The sequence below is a fragment of the Campylobacter pinnipediorum subsp. caledonicus genome (assembly GCF_002022005.1).
GTDB classification, from domain to species: Bacteria; Campylobacterota; Campylobacteria; order Campylobacterales; family Campylobacteraceae; genus Campylobacter_A; species Campylobacter_A caledonicus.
Genome location: NZ_CP017258.1, coordinates 1,308,815 through 1,326,206 on the forward strand (window position 1 = coordinate 1,308,815; position 17,392 = coordinate 1,326,206).

Genomic DNA, 17,392 nt, shown 5'->3' on the forward strand with positions numbered 1-17,392 from the left:
CATCAAGACTTATTTGTCATCTTATACAAAAAGCTAAATATCTCAGCAACAGCCTTATATAAGTTTGATGGTATCTCTTGATTTACTTCAACCTTGCTTAAAATTTCTATAAGATCAGGGTCTTCTTTTATTGGAATTTTATGCTCTTTTGCTAAATTTATAATATTGTTTGCCACCTCGCCACTACCGCTAGCCATAACCTTTGGGGCATTATCTTTTTTCTTATTGTAACCTAGGGCAACAGCTTTTTTCTTAATAATATTTGCCATCAAGCCTTCTTATCAAAACCAAATTCAAGACCTGAAAAATCTTTAAATTTTGCAGCAATTTCATTTTTAGATAGTACCTTTAAATTAAAATTAGAAACAATTAAACCAAGTTTTGAGATAGAGCTTTTAAGCTCCTTTGCTTCATTAAATATTATATCTTTAAGTGATTTTTGAGCAGTGGCGATAGATATATCTATATATTTCTTATCTATAAGTCCAACCATTATATTAACTTTGCCATATTGCTTAAAATTTAAATCTATTTGAGCATAATATCTATCTCTTTTGCCTTGCTTAAAAGCTATACTTCCACCATCAACCCCATCCCAAATATATGGCAAATATGTCTGAATTCCACCACCTATACTAGAAACCATTTGATGTATCTCTATCTGAGATAACATCTTTTCACTTATTTGATTTATCTGAGATGAGTTATTTAATCCTGCCGATTTTTCTTGTATAGAGAGCAAGGTGCTTTTTATATCACTACTAATTATTTTTGCGACATCTATGTTATTTTTTTCAATATTAATTATATCATTTGATGCTATCTTTAGCTGATTTGAGATATGTTTTATCTCTTTTAGTTTATTACTCGCATCACTTGCATTATTATCTATAAAAGTTAAACTAGCACTAAGCCTTCTTGCTGCACTTTGTAACTTAAACTGCAAATTTGAATTACTACCATCAAGTAAATCATCAAAAGATTTTACAAGATTGATCTCATCTCCAATATTGTTTAATGATTTTAATGTATTTTGTATATCTTTTAAAGCTATTTTTAAATCTTTAAAATTTGAAGAAAAACCAGAAATTTGATTTAATTTTTCATTTGTATTTAAAGAGTTTATTTTATTATCAAGTTTTGATACAAAATCTTGCAATTTATCAACATAAAGTTTAACCTTATCTCCACTGTTTTCAATATTTATCTGAAATTTACTAAGGAATTTAGATATATTATCAAGCTTATTTACATCTGTCAATAAGCCTTTTATATTTGAATTGTTTAATGTTTTTAAAAGCACCGTTTCTTCATTTTTTAAAATTTCTTTTAATTTTAAAAACGAATCATTATCGTTTAAATTTTCATTTTTTGATAAAGTTAAAATTTTATCAAGCAAATCATTATTTGAAAGATTTTTTATATCAAATAAAAGTTTATTTATAGAGCTTGGAAGCTTTTGTGGATTTAATGCTTCTTTTAAATTACCCTCAAGCATAACACCTGAATTTTTTATCTGTTCGTTTAAAGTGGCGGTTTTTATATCAGCTATTGGTTTTAAAAATTCTTTTAATTTTAAAGCTAAATCTTTTAAAGCTGGATTGTTTTGTATGCTTTCATCATTTTCAATAAGCTTGGCGACATTTTGTATATCGTTTGCTAAATTTGGTGCTATTTTTGTATCTTTTACCATTTGCAAAATTTTGTTTGTCTGATTTTTGGTTTTTGCACCAGAAAGCTCATTCATAACTTTATTTATAAACTTATCTACATTTTCAAGATCTAATTTATCTCTAGAAATAGTATCTTTTGTATTAGGCTGTGGTTGTTTTTTAAAAATTTGACCAGTCTGTTTTACATTTGTATTAAGACCGGTCTGATTGATACTATTTTGTATATTTGTTGTTATATCTGCCATTAATTAAATTTGCTTTGATTCTTGATTTTCATACTCTATATTTAACTCATCTATCACAGTTGTTTTAATAGTATGAGGGTTATAGCTTATTCTATCTTCTTTTGGTATACTCTCTTTTGTTAACGCAAATACTATAAGCACAAAAAGCAAAACAATATAAACATATATAAAACCAAAATTTCCAAAAAAATTCATAGCAAAACCAATAACAATAGATGAAACCAAAGAACCAAAAGAGTAGCTAAACAAAAGCGTTCTTCCGATCTCCATGCTTTTTGATTTATGCTCTAGCATATCATTTGCCCTAGCCAAGGACAAAACATAAAGACAAAAAATACCACCACCAAGAAAAAATGATAAAACATACTGCAAAATAATATTATTGCCGACAAATAAAAAACCAATTGATGCAAAAAAACCAACCAAAGAAGATGATATAATAGCAAACTTTCTACCAAGTGTATCTGATAAATAACCCATAATAAACTGAGAAACAAATCCACCAAGCATTGCTATGGTCATAAAAAATGATACATTAGTTAAAGAAAACCCTTGTGATAATATAAATAAACTTGCCATAGAGAAAAATCCATTTATTAAAACACCAGCAACAACACTTCCAACAAGTGCAAGAGGTGCTACTGAAAAAATTTTAGGAAAACTTGCATTTTGTCTTTGAGGAATAGCTGGTTGTCTTATCTTTGTTAAATTCAAAGGTATACTTGAAAGCATAATAAAAGCAGCCGATATTATAAAAATCTGAGTAGGTTTTAAGTTTAAAGCTAAAATCAAAATACCCACACCAAAAGATACATAAAAAACTCCCTCATAAAAGGCTAGTATTCTTGAGCGATTTTTATTTCTTGCTTTTTCATTTAACCAACTTTCTATAACAACTAAAAGGGCATAGTAACAATAACCTAAACACCCTCTTAAAAATGCCCAAAAATACAAATTTGCGCCAAGCTCATACACCATAGAACAAACACCAAAAAACGCGCTAAAAATAGCAAATGAACGAATATGCCCTACTTTTGAAATTATAATGTGAGATGTTAAAGTACTAAGTATAGCTCCAACAAAAAAGCATGCATTTATAAGACCTATAGTCACATTATCAATATTCATTTGCTTAAGCAATGTAGAAAGAGAACTAACAACTAGTCCATTTCCGACAAATAAAAGACTCATACCCAAAAACAGAGGCATCATAGTCTTTATAATGCGTTTGCTATTTGACATTTCTATCCTTAAAATTTATTAATTATTTTGTTTCGTTTCTTTGTAAAAAACCAAGCACCAAAGCACCAATAGGCATCATACTTAAGCCAACAAGTAATCCAAAAACATTTAAAACATCATGTCGTTTTAGTAAAAAAAATCCGATAACAAAAAAAGCATAGGCAAACAAACGATAAGGAACAAACGCCATATCTAAATTCATATCTTTTAGTCTTATTTTTTTTGTTTTTAACCTTCGCTTTTCATCTTCTAAACTTACATCATCATTGAGTTGCTCTTCTTCATATTCTTCTTCAAATTCATCTAACTCATTTTTGTCTTTTAATTTTTTTAGAACACGCCTTTTATAACTTTTATAACTAACAAAAGCTATAAAAATGGAACAAAAATATCCAATCTGAGAGCTATAAAAGAAATCATCAGCAAAAGCTAGTCCAAAACCACTAAGACACAACCAAAAAATCAAATAAACAATAAAAAGTTTTTTAAATTTCATTGTTGTCTTTTGAAAATTTATATCTATTTTCATCTTTTAATTCATCCAAACTTTTTATCTGCTGTTCATATGCCTTTTTGATATTTAAAACAGCTGCTGCGATACCAAATCCAACTCCAACCCAAAGCATAAATCCAAGTCCGGTAATATTTTTTAGCCACATACCAAGCCCGACTCCAATCAAAACAGCAACAACTATAGATATACCTAAGCTAAGATGCTGAGCAGCACCAACGACATCTTTTATTTTTGCCATTATTTTGTTATCTCCTTAAATGCCTCATTTGCAGCATTTACAGCAAACTCTATATCTTCATCTGTCATGGTTGTGCAAATAAATCCTGTTTCAAACTGACTAGGGGCTAGATACACACCCTTGTTGAGCATTGCTTGATGAAACAAAGCATACATTTTTGTATCACTTTTTAAAGCATCATCGTAATTTAAAACTTCATTTTTATTAAAGAAAAATCCAAACATCGAACCACGGACATTTATCTGAATATCAACACCATATTTAGCTCCAGCTTGTTTAAAACCATTTACCAAGTTATTTGCCATAGTTTCTAATCTTTTATAAATTTCTGGATTTTCATTTATCTTTTTGATAGAAGCTATACCAGCGGCCATAGCCAGAGGATTTCCGCTTAATGTTCCAGCTTGATACACCGCTCCATTTGGACTAAGACAATCCATTATCTCATTCTTACCACCAAAAGCAGCAACATTCATACCACCGCCTATTACTTTTCCAAATGTAATCATATCAGCAAGAACACCGTGATAAGGCAAAGAACCAAACTCTGAAGCCCTAAAACCACTCATAACCTCATCAAATATTAACACCGCTTTATATTCATCACAAAGTTTTCTTAGGCCTTGTAAGAATTCTTTTTTGGCAGGAACTAAGCCCATGTTCCCAGCTATTGGTTCTATTATAACAGCGCCAATACTTTGAGTTTTAAAAATATTTTCAACACTTTGCAAGTCATTATAGATAGCCAAATGTGTATCTTTTACTGTATTTTCAGGAACTCCCGCACTTGATGCATGAAGATAAGTAGTAGCACCACTACCAGCTTTTACCAAAAGTGCATCTGAGTGTCCGTGATAGCAACCTTCAAATTTTATAAGTCCATCTTTTTTCGCATAACCCCTAGCCACTCTTATAGCGCTCATTGTAGCCTCTGTGCCTGAACTAACGAAACGAATTTTATCTATGTTTTTAAATTTATCACATACTATTTTAGCAAGTGTAGTCTCATTTAGACTAGGAGCGCCGTAGCTGATACCATAGCTTAAAGCCGAACTTATAGCATTTTGTATATCTTTATCACAATGTCCAAATATAAGCGGCCCCCAGCTTTGTATAAAATCAATATATTTTTTACCCTCCACATCATACAAATAAGATCCATCTCCTTTTTGTATCACGATAGGAACCGCATTAACACTTTTAAAAGCTCTAACTGGAGAGTTTACACCACCTGGTATAAATTTTTTAGCTTCGTTAAACGCATCTTTATTTGTCATTTTTTATCCTTTAAATTTACTACATATTCATATAATATCTTAATCTCATCATCTGTTAAAAAATAGCTAGGCATTATACTATCTGATCTTGTTTTTTTTACAACACCCTTACAAATAAAATTCAAACTTGTCTTTTTTAGGGTATTTTTAAAACAATCAAATTCAACATCATTTATACTAGGCGATGTAAGTTCTTTTGGTATAAGTTGTTTTGTTTTTTTGTCTTGTGTTTTGTATTTTGCAATAACCATACCTTCACCATTTTGTCCGTGACAAAGATTGCAACCTATACCCCTTGGATTTGAATAGAGCATCTTAGCATACTCTTTTTTTGTGATAAAATCTGTCCCGAAACAAAAATGCAAAAATGCAAAAAAAACAAAAACTATTTTCATTAACTTCCAAATTTCTAAATTTTTAAATAAATTTTAGGTATGATACAACTTTTGTGATTAAAAACGCTTTTAATTTAAGGAATTTATATGAAAATTTTAGATGGCAAAATAAGTAGTGCAAATGCAAAAGAGCAGATAAAGCACGATACAGAAGTCTTAAAAAATATAGGAGTGGAGCCTGCACTTGCTGTTATCTTGGTTGGTGAAAACAAGGCTAGTCAAACCTATGTTGCCTCAAAAGAAAAAGCTTGCATACAAACAGGAATAAAATCCATAATGCACCGTTTGCCAGAAAGCACAACCCAAAGTGAACTTTTAGCACTTATTAATGTATTAAATTTAGATGATGGAGTGGATGGAATTTTAGTTCAACTTCCTTTACCAAAACACATAGACACAAATACTGTTTTAGAAAATATCAGATGCGATAAGGATGTTGATGGTTTTCACGCTATAAATGTCGGAAAACTAGCAAGTGGTTTTAAAGATGGATTTGTACCCTGTACCCCTTTGGGAATAATGAATATGTTAAATGAGTATAACATTGATCCAGCTGGAAAAAATGCTGTAATAATCGGAAGAAGCAATATCGTAGGAAAACCTATGGCGAGCTTACTTTTAAACGCAAACGCAACAATAACAATAACACACTCTAAAACTAAAAATTTAAAAGAAATTTGTAAAAATGCGGATATAATAGTAGCTGCAATAGGAAAGCCTAATTTTGTAACTAAAGATATGGTTAAAGATGGTGCTATTGTTATTGATGTCGGTATAAACAGACTTGATGATGGCTCTCTTTGTGGAGATGTTGATTTTAAAAATGTAGCTGAAAAAACTAGCTATATAACTCCAGTTCCAGGCGGAGTTGGACCTATGACTATAGCAATGCTTTTAAAAAACACAATAAAATCAACACAAAATAGAGCCAAAAAACTTGGCTTAGTTTAATTTATAATTTGAAAGAAGTATATGAAAAAATTTTTAAGTAAGTTATATGATTTTTCTAGCTCTTGGACTGGAACTATAATAATTGTATTGTTTGTTATTTTCTTTATAGCACAAGCATTTGTAATACCTAGCGGTTCTATGAAAAACACTCTTCTTGTAGGTGATTTTTTATTTGCAAAAAAGTTTAGTTATGGGATTCCAATACCTAGAATACCTTGGCTTGAGATGAGAGTTTTACCTGATTTTAATGAAAACGACCACCTCATAACCGATGAAGGCCCAAAAAGAGGAGATATAGTAATTTTTAGATATCCACACAATGAAAAAATACATTATGTAAAAAGATGTTTTGGTATCGGTGGAGATGAGATAATTTTTACAGAAAAACAAACTTTTTTAAGACCAAAAGAGGGTGATGATTTTATAAAAGCAACCTACGACAAAGATGACATAACAACACTAAACGGAAAGTTATTTGTAAAAGAGCCGTATAAATTCCATGGGATACATTATGACAAAAATGCAAATATGTTTGAACAAATGATTTATTATTATAACTCAAAAAAACTTGCAATGACTCCAGTTGATGTAAAAGAACTAGATAGTGTTATAAATGGACTTCCATTTAATGCATTTTATGTAAAAGTGCCTGAAAATGAGTATTTTATGATGGGCGACAATAGAGATCATTCAAATGACAGTAGATTTTGGGGAAGCGTTAAATATAGATATATAGTTGGCAAACCTTGGTTTGTTTATTTTAGCTGGGACAAGGACTACAAAATCAGATGGGAAAGAATAGGAAGATTTGTAGACACCTTAGAAAACGATAAACAAATAATAGACTCAGCTATAAAAGAGGATGATATAGATGGACTTTACTAATATTAATCTAGAGGAGATACTATTTTTACTTTTAGCGTTGATAATTGCGATAGTAGGACATGAGATAATGCACGGCTGGGTTGCTTATAAATTTGGAGACAGCACCGCAAAATCCCAAAATAGACTGAGCATAAATCCTATTCGCCATATAGACCCGATAGGAACTATTATACTTCCAGCTATACTTTATTTTAGTGGCGGTTTTTTATTTGGTTGGGCAAAACCAGTTCCTGTAAATATAAACGTAGTTGTAAAAAATGGTGGTTATAAAGCTGGTGTATTTGTGGCACTTGCTGGCATATTTTACAATATCGTGTTAGCTATTTTTTCTCTTTTTATACTTATGAATTTTACAGAAACCTTAAATAATAGTACTGCAAAATTTTTATATATACTTTTTAATATAAATCTTTTTTTAGGTCTTTTAAATTTATATCCAATACCACCATTAGATGGTTCCAAAGCATTAATATATACGCTTTTACAATTTGGATTTAATAAAATAGCAAGTAAAATTTATTCGCTTGAAAGATATGGAATGGTAATACTTATTGTAATAATTATAAGCCCTATTTCAAAATATTTTTTTGCACCAATTGATTATATTTTTAAGTTATTTTTAAATTAGATATTGAGGAACATAATGAAGATAAATAAAATTTATATAGCAAGTGACCACGCTGGATTTGATTTAAAAGAGCGTGTAAAAGATTTTTTAAAATCAAAATTTGAAGTTATAGATTTAGGCACAAATAGTTCAGATGTTAGTGTAGATTATCCTGATTTTGCACATGAGTTAGCTTTGAGATTAAAAGATGATGATTATGGGATACTTATTTGTGGAACAGGGATTGGCATATCCATAGCTGCAAATAGACATGAAAATATAAGATGTGCTCTTTGTCATGATCATCTAGGAGCAAAACTATCAAGAGAACACAATAATGCAAATGTAATAGCATTTGGAGCAAGAGTTGTCGGAGATGAAGTTGCTTATGATATGCTAAATACATTTTTTAGCACAGAATTTGCAGGTCAAAGACACGAAAAAAGAGTAATAAAAATAAATTATAAAGAGAGTAGATAATGAGCGAATGGCTTTTTCTAACAGCTTTGATATGTGTTTGTTTGTATCTTGTGGTAATGGTTTTTTATTTTAAAACATTACTTAAAAAAGAAAGAAGCACAAAAGATTTTATGAAAAACAATCTTCAAGATACTGAGATTGTTATAAGAAAACTTCAAATTCAGTTGCAAAGAAGTTTGGGGAATATAGATATATTAACAGAAGAATTAAATAAAACAAAAAATGATGTTACATCACTTAGAACAAGAAATTCACAATACAGACTAGAAAATGACAAACTAAGAGGAAGAATAAGAGAGCTTGAAGGAAAGATAGAAGCACTACTATAAGGAATAAAATGTTACATTTAAACGAAGAAGAAAAAAAATATTTATTAGATTCTATTAGAAGTATAAAAGATTTTCCAAAACCTGGAATTGTTTTTAAAGATATCACAACACTACTAAATAATGCAAAGGCATTTGGGTTTTTAATGAACCATTTAGAACAAAGATACAAAAGTTTTGATTTGGATTTTATAGTTGGAATAGAAAGTCGTGGCTTTATATTTGGTGCAGCGCTAGCCACAAGACTTAAAATCGGCTTTGTTCCTATAAGAAAACCAAAAAAACTACCATATATAACAATATCTCAAAAATATAGTTTAGAATATGGTGTAGATGAGGTTCAAATGCATGTTGATGCTTTTGCAAACAAATCAGGTGCAAAAGTACTTTTAATAGATGATTTAATAGCGACTGGTGGAACAGCAAAAGCTAGTATAGAACTCATAAAACAAACAAATGCTAATTGTGTTGAAGCTTGTTTTTTAATAAATTTAAAAGATCTTGGTGGAGATAAAGAAATTTCAAAACTAACAAATATTTACAATGTATTAGAGATTTAAATGGAAGAAATTTTCATTAACTTAATACATGATTATAGCTACATAATCATATTTATATGGTGTATGCTCGAAGGAGAAATGGCTCTTATAATGGCAGGAATATTATCTCATACTGGAGTTATTATCTTACCATTAGCCATATTTGTAGCAGCACTGGGTGGCTTTGCTGGAGATCAGCTATATTTTTATATAGGCAGATACAACAAAAGTAAGATATCAAAAAAATTAAAATCACAAAGAAGAAAATTTGCTATAGCTCACCTGCTTATGAAAAAATATGGCTCTTGGATTATATTTATACAAAGATATCTGTATGGTCTTAGAACAATTTTACCAATAAGCATAGGTCTTACAAGATACAGTGCTAAGAAATTTGCGTTTATAAATTTCATAAGTGCTTTAGCATGGGCTAGCATAACAATACTACCTTCATATATATTAGGTGATAAAATTATAAAAGTATTAGAACATTCAAAAAATCATTGGTATATAGCAATACCTTTGGTGATAATATTTTTGTCAATATTGATTTTTGCATTTAAAAAATTTGAAGATAATATTTTAAACAAAAGACATGAAATTAAAAAAAGGAAAAGAAATGAAATTTGAAATCATAAATCAGCCATTAGATCAAATTCAAGCTGATTTAACATTGGTTTTTGTAATAGACAAAAACTTGAAACATAAATTTATAAAAGATGAAAAAGAATTTGATTTTTTTGGATTTGATGGTTCTGGAAGTGTTTTGATACAAAAAACAAAAACTCTTTATATTGGGATAGAAAATCTTGATTATGAAGAGCTAAGGCTTGGTGCTTGCAAGGCATTTGAAGCAGTAAAATCTTTGAATATAAAAAGCATAAAACTTGCATCTTATCTCTCAAAATGCCAAAAAATGAGTTTTCAAAGTATAGTTGAAGGATTTATTCTGGGAAGTTATGAATTTAACAAATACAAAAAAGAAAAAAAAGAATCAAAGCTTCAAAATATAATATTCTCAACGCAAGAAGAACTAAACGATGAAACAATTGATGTAAACAAAGCTGAACTTGGTCTAAAAAATGGTCAAATAATAGCAAATGCAACAAACTTTACAAAAAATATCGTAAACGAAATACCAGAAATATATACTCCTATAAAAATGGCTAATGATGCTAAAAACCTAGCAAAAGAGCTAAAAAATGTAACCTGCGAAGTTTACGATGAAGAATTTTTGAAAAAAGAAAATATGAATGCATTTTTGGCTGTAAATAGAGCAAGTGTTCATCCACCTAGACTTATTCATATGATCTACAAACCACAAAATGCAAAAAAAAGAGTAATATTTGTAGGCAAGGGATTAACATATGATAGCGGCGGTCTTAGCTTAAAACCAGCTGATTATATGGTAACAATGAAAGCTGACAAAAGTGGAGCCGCGGCAGCACTTGGTATCATAAAAGGGGCAAGTGAGCTTGAGCTTGATATAGAAGTGCATGCTATACTTGGAGCAACTGAAAATATGATAGGTGGAAATGCCTATAAACCTGATGATGTTATTATGTCTCGTGAAGGTGTTAGCATAGAGGTTAAAAATACCGATGCCGAGGGAAGACTTGTTTTGGCTGATTGTTTAAGCTGGGCGCAAGATTTTAAACCAGATATTTTAATAGATATGGCTACATTAACTGGAGCTTGCGTTGTTGGTCTTGGAGAATACACAAGTGGTATAATGGGAAACAATGAAGAATTAAAAGAGGATTTTAGAAAAAAAATATCAAAAAGTGGCGAATTAACTACAATTTTTCATTTTAATAAGCACCTAAAAGAACTTATAAAAACACCTATTGCGGATGTTTGCAATATATCTAGTTCAAGATATGGTGGTGCTATAACAGCTGGATTATTTTTAGATAAGTTTATAAGAGATGAAAATAAACAAAAATGGATGCACCAAGATATAGCCGGCCCAGCATATGTTCAAAAAGCTTGGGGATACAACCAACATGGAGCTAGCGGTGCTGGTGTAAGAATGAACTTATATTATCTAAATGAAATTGCGAAGGAGGCATAATGGGTTTAAGTGTAGGCATAGTAGGACTTCCAAACGTAGGTAAATCAACAACTTTTAATGCTTTGACCAAAGCTCAAAATGCACAAAGTGCAAACTATCCATTTTGCACGATAGAGCCAAACAAGGCAATAGTTGCTGTTCCTGATAAAAGACTAAACGAGTTAGCAAAAATCGTAAATCCAAATAAAATACAGTATTCAACAATAGAATTTGTTGATATTGCTGGACTTGTAAAAGGCGCTAGTAAGGGCGAAGGACTTGGTAATAAGTTTTTATCAAATATAAGAGAAACAGAGGTTATACTTCATATGGTTCGTTGTTTTGATGATGAAAACATTACCCATGTTGAGGGCAAAGTTGATCCGGTTAGAGATATAGAGATAATACAAACTGAGCTAATCTTAGCTGATATAGAACAGATAAATAAAAAAATAGAAAAACTAAACAAAGAAGCAAAAGCAAATGTAAAGGGCGCAAAAGATAGCTTAGAAATAGCAAATAAACTTTTAGCACACTTAAATGATGGATTAAGTGCTAGTAGCTTTGATGAACGAGATAATGATATATATAAGGCTTTAAATAAAGAGCTTAGGCTTTTAAGCGCAAAAGAAGTTATATATGGCGCTAACGTAGATGAAGGCTTTATAGCAAGTGATAATGAATATGTTACACAATTAAAAGAGTATGCAAAAAAATCAAACCATGAAGTTATAAAACTTTGCGCAAAGATAGAAGAAGAATTAATAGGGCTTGATGATGCTGAGGCACACGAACTTTTATCATCACTTGGCGCTAGTGAAAGTGGGCTTGAAAAAATAATAAGAACATCGTTTGCGAAATTAAATTTAATAAGCTATTTTACAGCAGGTGTTGTGGAAGTAAGAGCTTGGACTATAACAAATGGTTGGAAGGCTCCAAAAGCAGCAAGTGTGATACATAATGACTTTGAACGTGGCTTTATAAGAGCTGAGGTTATAAGTTATGATGATTATATAGCCAACGGAGGCGAAAACGGAGCAAAAGAAGCTGGCAAAATGCGCCTAGAAGGCAAAGACTATGTAGTTGTTGATGGAGATGTTATGCATTTTAGATTTAATGTCTAAAATGCAAAAACATTATAAAATTTGTATCAAAAGTTCATCTATTATCTCATTGCTTGATTTATTTATAGCATTGAAAATAGTTGATGAACTTTTATCCTCAAAAGAATTTCTTTTTTCAATTATTCCTGATTTTAGCACTTTTTCATCTTGTTTTAGTTCATAAGCGATAGAAATTTCAGCATAGTTATCTCTTGCATGCATTGCAAGCAATTTGACACTTAATTTTAAATCACCCTTATTATAAGTAAAAACTGGTTTTGCATTGCAATTTGCATAAAACCCTTTTAATAATGCCTTATAAAACATCTCGCTAGGCAAAGAAGCATATCTTGCATCATTTAGATACTTTATCTGATTTTTGTCAGCATAAACTAAAATTTGTCTAGTATCTACTAACTCTAAAGCCTTAACATTTTCTATATATATTTTTTTAGGATTTATTTTTGCTACACAGCCTTGTTGATTATAATAAAAATCATATTTAATTGGTGCTTTTGCCTCTGTTTTAAAACTACACCCATAAATCAAAAAGACAAAAATAGCAATACAAAATAATTTTATTTTTATCATTTCCTACCTCTCCTTTACATCTTTAAAGAAAAATTCATAAGGATTATCTTCAAGTCTATTTAATGTATTTCTTATCTGACGTAGTGTTTTTTCAAAATTTGTTAAAAATTCTTTAGTTTGATCAAGTGTTGGTTGAAGTGTTTGTTTAAAATCATACTCCCCACTACTCAACTTTGAGTTTAATTTTTCTTGGACACCATCAAAACCCCCAATAAGACCATTAAATTTTACAACCATATTGTTTGCATTATTAACTAAATTATTTAAATTAATAACAAGTTCATTAATTTTAGTATCTTTTATATTGGCAGATATCCCATTTAAATTTTTAAGTATTTCATTGATATTTTTAAGATTTGCTTCATCTGATAAGCTTTTTGTTAAAATATCTATATTAACAAGAGTGGTTTGCAAATGTTTTAAATTCTCATCCGATATAAGCTTATCAACATTAACAAACATATCATTTATTCTATCACTTATATTTTGTGCCTTATTTGTTAGTTGCGAAAAAAGACCCTCTTTTAAATTTATTATCTTATAATTTGTATCAAATTCCTCGCTTCCACGACTTATATTTAAGGTTGATATTCCACTTACTATTTGATACTCAACATCAGCCAAACTATCTTTTTTAATAGGGACATCGCTTCTTATTTTTAAGGTTAGTCTGATTCTTTCTGGTACACTTTTTTCAAATTCTATTTTACTAACACTTCCAACAACAACACCAACAAACTTCACCTGAGACTCAACCCTTATACCAGAAGGAAGCTCATCAGCTATAATATAATACTCTTCATAACTTATATTTTTATCAGAATCACTCATCCACCACATAAAAACAGCAAACAAAATAATACAAAGCGTAAAAAACAGTCCAACTATGGTATATGAGTTTCTATTTTCCATTATTTTTCCTCATTTTAAATAATTCTTCAAGAGGGTTTATATCTATCTTTTCAAGCTCTTTTAAATTTCCCTCAAAAGCTATCTTTTTATTATCAATAATCAAAAAACGATCCAGTATATCAAATATAGAATCAGCGTCGTGAGTAACCATAACAATAGTTATACCAAGGCTGTCTCTTAAACTACAAACAAGCTTATCCATCTCACGACTACTAACCGGATCAAGACCACTATTTGGCTCATCCAAAAATAAAACCTTAGGGCTTAACACAAGCGCCCTAGCAAGAGCTGCTCGTTTTTTCATACCACCACTAAGCTCAGCTGGATATAAAAAAGCAGCTTGTTTTTTAAGTCCTACTTTTTGTATCCAAAACATAGAAATTTCATCTATCTGAGACTGCTTAAAATCAGAATATTCTTTTAACATAACTCCAACATTTTGCAATATATTCATAGAACCAAACAAAGCACCAAACTGAAACATACTACCGCAACTAAGCTTTATATCTTTGATTTGCTCTTGCGAGCTATTCCATATATCTTTTTGTTCAAAAAATATATTTCCATTATCTGGTTTTTTTAAATACATCATAGTCTTCATAAGAGTGGTCTTACCACTTCCACTTCCACCTAAAAAACCATAAATTTCAGACTGATTTATGTTCCAACTAACATTATCGTGTATGGTTGTATTTCCATATGTAGTTGTTATATTAACACCCATAAGTATATTTTTCATATTCCATACCACATAAAAAATATAGCAAAAACGGAATCAAGGGCTATAACACAAAAAATAGCATTAACAACACTTGTTGTAGTTTTTTCACCTAAACTTTGAGCATTTTGATTTACTTCAAAACCTCTTAAGCAGCCTATTATTGCTATTATGGCTCCAAAAAAAGGTGCTTTTATCATACCAACCCAAAAATGCTTTAAATCAACACTATCCTTAAATCTGCTGATATACTCACTAAAATCTATATCTAAAATATTTTTAGAAACAAGCATTTGTCCTAAAATACTTACACCATCAGCGAGAAAAATCACCAAAGGCACAGATAAAACCATAGCCATAACCCTAGGAAAAACTAAAACAGCAACAGGATCAAGCCCCATAGTTTTCATAGCATCTATCTCTTCTGTTATTTTCATAACACCGATTTGAGCAGCAAAACTAGAAGATGAGCGGCCAGCTATAACTATAGTTGCTATCAAAGGAGCAACCTCTCTGAGGGTTAAAACACCCATAATATCAACGATAAAAATACTTGCACCAAAATTAGCAAGCATTGCGCTTCCTAAATAAGCTAAAACTATACCTATCAAAAATGAAGTTAAAAGCACTATAAAAATAGCATTAATCCCGCCGTCTTTTATATAATTACTCAACTCTTTTAAGCGAAAATTTTTTGGATTGTAAAAAGAACATAGACTTTTTACTAAAAACTCTCCAAAAAAGCTACAAAAACAAAGCAGAGAATCAACAACAACTAAAACTTTTTTACCAATTGTCTGTATTAAATTTAAGCCTTCGCCGTATTGTTTATGCTCAAAGTGAGATTCTTGTTGTCTAACAAAATCAAAAATTTTAATAATATTATCATTTTGATTTATAAACTTAACATTATTGTATTTTGATAAGAATATATCAAGCAAGATAGCAACCGAATAATCAATACTATTAAGGTTTAAAAAATCAATTTGTATGTTTTTATATTTTTTAACCCCAAGCAAAAACACATTTAACTCTTTTGCGTTTTTGTATGTCAAATCGCCATTTAAATAAATCGTAGTAAGGTCAAGATTAGCTTGTATTTTGACATTTTGTTTTATATTCAAATTTTACCCTTGTTAAGCATAAAAAAATATTTTATCAAAAACAAGCTAAATTTTATTATTTACCATAAACTTTTCTATGCTTATTTATGGCTTGATTTATGACTGTTTTTAGTTCTTCCTCGCCACCATGAGTGCTATCATGAGTATTTTCAAGTATAGAGTTTAGATTTTTTTCAACATAACTTGTATCAAAAAATCCTCGTCTAAACTCACGAGATTTACTAATAGCAAGCAAGAAAGGTATAATAGTCTGAACACCTTCTATCGTAAATTCTTCAAGTGCTCTTTCAAGTTTATTTATCATCAAATCATAATCAGTTGCTTTTACTATAAGCTTTGCAACCAAAGAGTCATAATAAGGTGGGATAGTATAATCTTTATATGCATGACTATCAACCCTAACAGATGGTCCAAGTGCTGGATAATAACCCAAAATTTTACCCGGCGTTGGAACAAAGTTTTGCCAAACATTTTCAGCAGTTATCCTTGCTTCTATGGCATAACCTTGAGGTTTTATGTCACTTTGCTCAAGTTCTAGTATCTCCCCTGCAGCTGTTCTAATCTGTCTAACAACCAAGTCAACTCCCGTTATCTCTTCTGTAACCCCATGTTCAACTTGTATTCTTGTGTTCATCTCCATAAAATAAAATTGATTATCATCATCTAATAAAAACTCTATAGTTCCTACATTTGAATACCCAACAGCTTTTGCGGCAGCCACAGCTGTAACACCCATAATTTTACGTAAATTTTCACTTATAGAAGGACAAGGGGCTATCTCAATAATCTTTTGATGTCTTCTTTGTATAGAACAATCTCTTTCACAAAGGTGTATTATATTGCCATAATTATCGCCTAAAATTTGAAACTCAATGTGTCTTGGATTTACAACAAGTTTTTCCATAAAAACTTCATCATTATTAAAATAAGCTTTAGCCTCTCTCTTACAAGAGTTGTAAGCATCTTCTAACTCATCTTCTTTAAAAACTTTTCTAATGCCTCGTCCGCCACCACCACCGCTGGCTTTTAATATAACCGGATATCCAATCTTTAAAGCATATTCTTTTATCTTCTCCATAGGCTCATCATTTAATTTTTCTGTGCCTGGAACTATTGGGATTCCATTTCTTTTCATCAAATATCTTGCAATATTTTTATCGCCCATTTTGCGAATTACATCAGATTTAGGACCAATAAAAATAAGTCCAGAATCCTCAACAAGTTTTGCAAACTCATAATTTTCACTTAAAAATCCATACCCAGGATGTATTGCATCAGCGCCACAACTCTTAGCGATTTCTACTATAGATTTTGCATTAAGATACCCTTTTATAGGTTCATCACCTATCATATGAGCTTCATCAGCAATCTTAACATGCAAGCATTCAGCATCTGGTTTTGTATAAATGGCTACACTTTTTATGTGCAAATCTCTACAAGCACGAACTATCCTAACAGCTATTTCCCCACGATTTGCTATAAGAATTTTATGAATCATAAAAACACCTCCGATTTTATA

The 17,392-nt window shown here is 30.4% G+C and carries 21 protein-coding genes; 9 read left to right on the forward strand and 12 right to left on the reverse strand.

Annotated features, from left to right (window positions below; translation table 11 throughout):
* Window positions 1-2 precede the first annotated feature (2 nt).
* Genes CPIN18021_RS06670 through CPIN18021_RS06700 form a run of 7 tightly spaced genes read right to left on the reverse strand, consistent with a single transcriptional unit; the run spans window position 3 to window position 5,584 of the window.
* Window positions 3-269 carry a FlhB-like flagellar biosynthesis protein gene (locus CPIN18021_RS06670; protein WP_069632319.1) on the reverse strand — a complete coding sequence of 89 codons (267 nt, stop codon included), beginning with the start codon at window positions 267-269 and terminating at the stop codon, window positions 3-5.
* Entirely contained in the window at window positions 269-1,918 is a 1,650-nt protein-coding gene (locus CPIN18021_RS06675) for a flagellar hook-length control protein FliK (RefSeq protein ID WP_078423666.1), read from the reverse strand. The genes CPIN18021_RS06670 and CPIN18021_RS06675 overlap by 1 nt, the downstream gene beginning before the upstream one ends.
* A 3-nt stretch (window positions 1,919-1,921) precedes the next feature.
* Window positions 1,922-3,160 (reverse strand): MFS transporter, encoded by a 1,239-nt coding sequence (locus CPIN18021_RS06680; RefSeq protein ID WP_078397725.1) that lies wholly within the window; start codon window positions 3,158-3,160, stop codon window positions 1,922-1,924.
* A 22-nt stretch (window positions 3,161-3,182) separates the two neighbouring features.
* Window positions 3,183-3,689 (reverse strand): hypothetical protein, encoded by a 507-nt coding sequence (locus tag CPIN18021_RS06685; RefSeq protein WP_078424691.1) that lies wholly within the window; start codon window positions 3,687-3,689, stop codon window positions 3,183-3,185.
* Entirely contained in the window at window positions 3,646-3,912 is a 267-nt protein-coding gene (locus CPIN18021_RS06690) for an AtpZ/AtpI family protein (RefSeq protein WP_078423668.1), read from the reverse strand. The genes CPIN18021_RS06685 and CPIN18021_RS06690 overlap by 44 nt, the downstream gene beginning before the upstream one ends.
* Window positions 3,912-5,189, reverse strand: coding sequence for a glutamate-1-semialdehyde 2,1-aminomutase (gene hemL / locus CPIN18021_RS06695; RefSeq protein WP_078423669.1), 1,278 nt, complete (start codon window positions 5,187-5,189; stop codon window positions 3,912-3,914). The genes CPIN18021_RS06690 and hemL overlap by 1 nt, the downstream gene beginning before the upstream one ends.
* Window positions 5,186-5,584, reverse strand: coding sequence for a c-type cytochrome (locus tag CPIN18021_RS06700; protein WP_078424692.1), 399 nt, complete (start codon window positions 5,582-5,584; stop codon window positions 5,186-5,188). The genes hemL and CPIN18021_RS06700 overlap by 4 nt, the downstream gene beginning before the upstream one ends.
* 87 nt (window positions 5,585-5,671) lie before the next feature.
* On the opposite strand from CPIN18021_RS06700, the gene folD reads away from it, so the two are divergent.
* Genes folD through ychF form a run of 9 tightly spaced genes read left to right on the forward strand, consistent with a single transcriptional unit; the run spans window position 5,672 to window position 12,549 of the window.
* The gene (gene folD / locus CPIN18021_RS06705) at window positions 5,672-6,535 is read left to right on the forward strand and encodes a bifunctional methylenetetrahydrofolate dehydrogenase/methenyltetrahydrofolate cyclohydrolase FolD (protein WP_078424693.1); all 864 of its coding nucleotides are present in this window, start codon (window positions 5,672-5,674) and stop codon (window positions 6,533-6,535) included.
* 21 nt (window positions 6,536-6,556) lie between these two features.
* On the forward strand, window positions 6,557-7,420 hold the full coding sequence (gene lepB, locus CPIN18021_RS06710; RefSeq protein ID WP_078423671.1) for a signal peptidase I: 864 nt from the start codon (window positions 6,557-6,559) through the stop codon (window positions 7,418-7,420).
* Window positions 7,407-8,048: a site-2 protease family protein gene (locus tag CPIN18021_RS06715; protein ID WP_078423672.1), complete on the forward strand. Its 642-nt coding sequence runs from the start codon at window positions 7,407-7,409 to the stop codon at window positions 8,046-8,048. Before lepB ends, CPIN18021_RS06715 begins: the two co-directional genes overlap by 14 nt.
* 15 nt (window positions 8,049-8,063) lie before the next feature.
* Entirely contained in the window at window positions 8,064-8,507 is a 444-nt protein-coding gene (gene rpiB / locus CPIN18021_RS06720; protein WP_078423673.1) for a ribose 5-phosphate isomerase B, read from the forward strand.
* The gene (locus tag CPIN18021_RS06725) at window positions 8,507-8,836 is read left to right on the forward strand and encodes a hypothetical protein (protein WP_372236781.1); all 330 of its coding nucleotides are present in this window, start codon (window positions 8,507-8,509) and stop codon (window positions 8,834-8,836) included. The genes rpiB and CPIN18021_RS06725 overlap by 1 nt, the downstream gene beginning before the upstream one ends.
* Before the next feature lie 8 nt (window positions 8,837-8,844).
* Window positions 8,845-9,393 carry an adenine phosphoribosyltransferase gene (locus tag CPIN18021_RS06730; protein WP_078424694.1) on the forward strand — a complete coding sequence of 183 codons (549 nt, stop codon included), beginning with the start codon at window positions 8,845-8,847 and terminating at the stop codon, window positions 9,391-9,393.
* Window positions 9,394-10,002 carry a DedA family protein gene (locus tag CPIN18021_RS06735; RefSeq protein WP_078424695.1) on the forward strand — a complete coding sequence of 203 codons (609 nt, stop codon included), beginning with the start codon at window positions 9,394-9,396 and terminating at the stop codon, window positions 10,000-10,002. It abuts the gene before it with no gap.
* Window positions 9,992-11,446 carry a leucyl aminopeptidase gene (locus CPIN18021_RS06740; protein WP_078424696.1) on the forward strand — a complete coding sequence of 485 codons (1,455 nt, stop codon included), beginning with the start codon at window positions 9,992-9,994 and terminating at the stop codon, window positions 11,444-11,446. The genes CPIN18021_RS06735 and CPIN18021_RS06740 overlap by 11 nt, the downstream gene beginning before the upstream one ends.
* The gene (gene ychF / locus CPIN18021_RS06745; RefSeq protein ID WP_078424697.1) at window positions 11,446-12,549 is read left to right on the forward strand and encodes a redox-regulated ATPase YchF; all 1,104 of its coding nucleotides are present in this window, start codon (window positions 11,446-11,448) and stop codon (window positions 12,547-12,549) included. Before CPIN18021_RS06740 ends, ychF begins: the two co-directional genes overlap by 1 nt.
* 12 nt (window positions 12,550-12,561) lie before the next feature.
* On the opposite strand, the gene CPIN18021_RS06750 is transcribed toward ychF, so the two are convergent.
* The 5 genes from CPIN18021_RS06750 to CPIN18021_RS06770 are packed head-to-tail and all read right to left on the reverse strand — an operon-like array spanning window position 12,562 to window position 17,371.
* Window positions 12,562-13,119, reverse strand: coding sequence for an ABC-type transport auxiliary lipoprotein family protein (locus CPIN18021_RS06750; protein WP_078423678.1), 558 nt, complete (start codon window positions 13,117-13,119; stop codon window positions 12,562-12,564).
* Window positions 13,120-13,122: 3 nt separating this feature from the next.
* The gene (locus tag CPIN18021_RS06755; protein WP_078424698.1) at window positions 13,123-14,031 is read right to left on the reverse strand and encodes an MlaD family protein; all 909 of its coding nucleotides are present in this window, start codon (window positions 14,029-14,031) and stop codon (window positions 13,123-13,125) included.
* On the reverse strand, window positions 14,021-14,770 hold the full coding sequence (locus tag CPIN18021_RS06760; protein ID WP_078423680.1) for an ABC transporter ATP-binding protein: 750 nt from the start codon (window positions 14,768-14,770) through the stop codon (window positions 14,021-14,023). Before CPIN18021_RS06760 ends, CPIN18021_RS06755 begins: the two co-directional genes overlap by 11 nt.
* The gene (locus CPIN18021_RS06765; protein WP_226995908.1) at window positions 14,767-15,873 is read right to left on the reverse strand and encodes an MlaE family ABC transporter permease; all 1,107 of its coding nucleotides are present in this window, start codon (window positions 15,871-15,873) and stop codon (window positions 14,767-14,769) included. Before CPIN18021_RS06765 ends, CPIN18021_RS06760 begins: the two co-directional genes overlap by 4 nt.
* Window positions 15,874-15,928: 55 nt before the next feature.
* Window positions 15,929-17,371, reverse strand: coding sequence for an acetyl-CoA carboxylase subunit A (locus tag CPIN18021_RS06770; protein ID WP_078423681.1), 1,443 nt, complete (start codon window positions 17,369-17,371; stop codon window positions 15,929-15,931).
* Window positions 17,372-17,392: the final 21 nt, after the last annotated feature.

What these genes read in the sequence shown, in the direction of transcription:
- CPIN18021_RS06670 (WP_069632319.1), bottom strand. Translation starts at nt 269, where the DNA reads ATGGCAAATATTATTAAGAAAAAAGCTGTTGCCCTAGGTTACAATAAG.
- CPIN18021_RS06675 (WP_078423666.1), bottom strand. Translation starts at nt 1,918, where the DNA reads ATGGCAGATATAACAACAAATATACAAAATAGTATCAATCAGACCGGT.
- CPIN18021_RS06680 (WP_078397725.1), bottom strand. Translation starts at nt 3,160, where the DNA reads ATGTCAAATAGCAAACGCATTATAAAGACTATGATGCCTCTGTTTTTG.
- CPIN18021_RS06685 (WP_078424691.1), bottom strand. Translation starts at nt 3,689, where the DNA reads ATGAAAATAGATATAAATTTTCAAAAGACAACAATGAAATTTAAAAAA.
- CPIN18021_RS06690 (WP_078423668.1), bottom strand. Translation starts at nt 3,912, where the DNA reads ATGGCAAAAATAAAAGATGTCGTTGGTGCTGCTCAGCATCTTAGCTTA.
- hemL (WP_078423669.1), bottom strand. Translation starts at nt 5,189, where the DNA reads ATGACAAATAAAGATGCGTTTAACGAAGCTAAAAAATTTATACCAGGT.
- CPIN18021_RS06700 (WP_078424692.1), bottom strand. Translation starts at nt 5,584, where the DNA reads ATGAAAATAGTTTTTGTTTTTTTTGCATTTTTGCATTTTTGTTTCGGG.
- folD (WP_078424693.1), top strand. Translation starts at nt 5,672, where the DNA reads ATGAAAATTTTAGATGGCAAAATAAGTAGTGCAAATGCAAAAGAGCAG.
- lepB (WP_078423671.1), top strand. Translation starts at nt 6,557, where the DNA reads ATGAAAAAATTTTTAAGTAAGTTATATGATTTTTCTAGCTCTTGGACT.
- CPIN18021_RS06715 (WP_078423672.1), top strand. Translation starts at nt 7,407, where the DNA reads ATGGACTTTACTAATATTAATCTAGAGGAGATACTATTTTTACTTTTA.
- rpiB (WP_078423673.1), top strand. Translation starts at nt 8,064, where the DNA reads ATGAAGATAAATAAAATTTATATAGCAAGTGACCACGCTGGATTTGAT.
- CPIN18021_RS06725 (WP_372236781.1), top strand. Translation starts at nt 8,507, where the DNA reads ATGAGCGAATGGCTTTTTCTAACAGCTTTGATATGTGTTTGTTTGTAT.
- CPIN18021_RS06730 (WP_078424694.1), top strand. Translation starts at nt 8,845, where the DNA reads ATGTTACATTTAAACGAAGAAGAAAAAAAATATTTATTAGATTCTATT.
- CPIN18021_RS06735 (WP_078424695.1), top strand. Translation starts at nt 9,394, where the DNA reads ATGGAAGAAATTTTCATTAACTTAATACATGATTATAGCTACATAATC.
- CPIN18021_RS06740 (WP_078424696.1), top strand. Translation starts at nt 9,992, where the DNA reads ATGAAATTTGAAATCATAAATCAGCCATTAGATCAAATTCAAGCTGAT.
- ychF (WP_078424697.1), top strand. Translation starts at nt 11,446, where the DNA reads ATGGGTTTAAGTGTAGGCATAGTAGGACTTCCAAACGTAGGTAAATCA.
- CPIN18021_RS06750 (WP_078423678.1), bottom strand. Translation starts at nt 13,119, where the DNA reads ATGATAAAAATAAAATTATTTTGTATTGCTATTTTTGTCTTTTTGATT.
- CPIN18021_RS06755 (WP_078424698.1), bottom strand. Translation starts at nt 14,031, where the DNA reads ATGGAAAATAGAAACTCATATACCATAGTTGGACTGTTTTTTACGCTT.
- CPIN18021_RS06760 (WP_078423680.1), bottom strand. Translation starts at nt 14,770, where the DNA reads ATGAAAAATATACTTATGGGTGTTAATATAACAACTACATATGGAAAT.
- CPIN18021_RS06770 (WP_078423681.1), bottom strand. Translation starts at nt 17,371, where the DNA reads ATGATTCATAAAATTCTTATAGCAAATCGTGGGGAAATAGCTGTTAGG.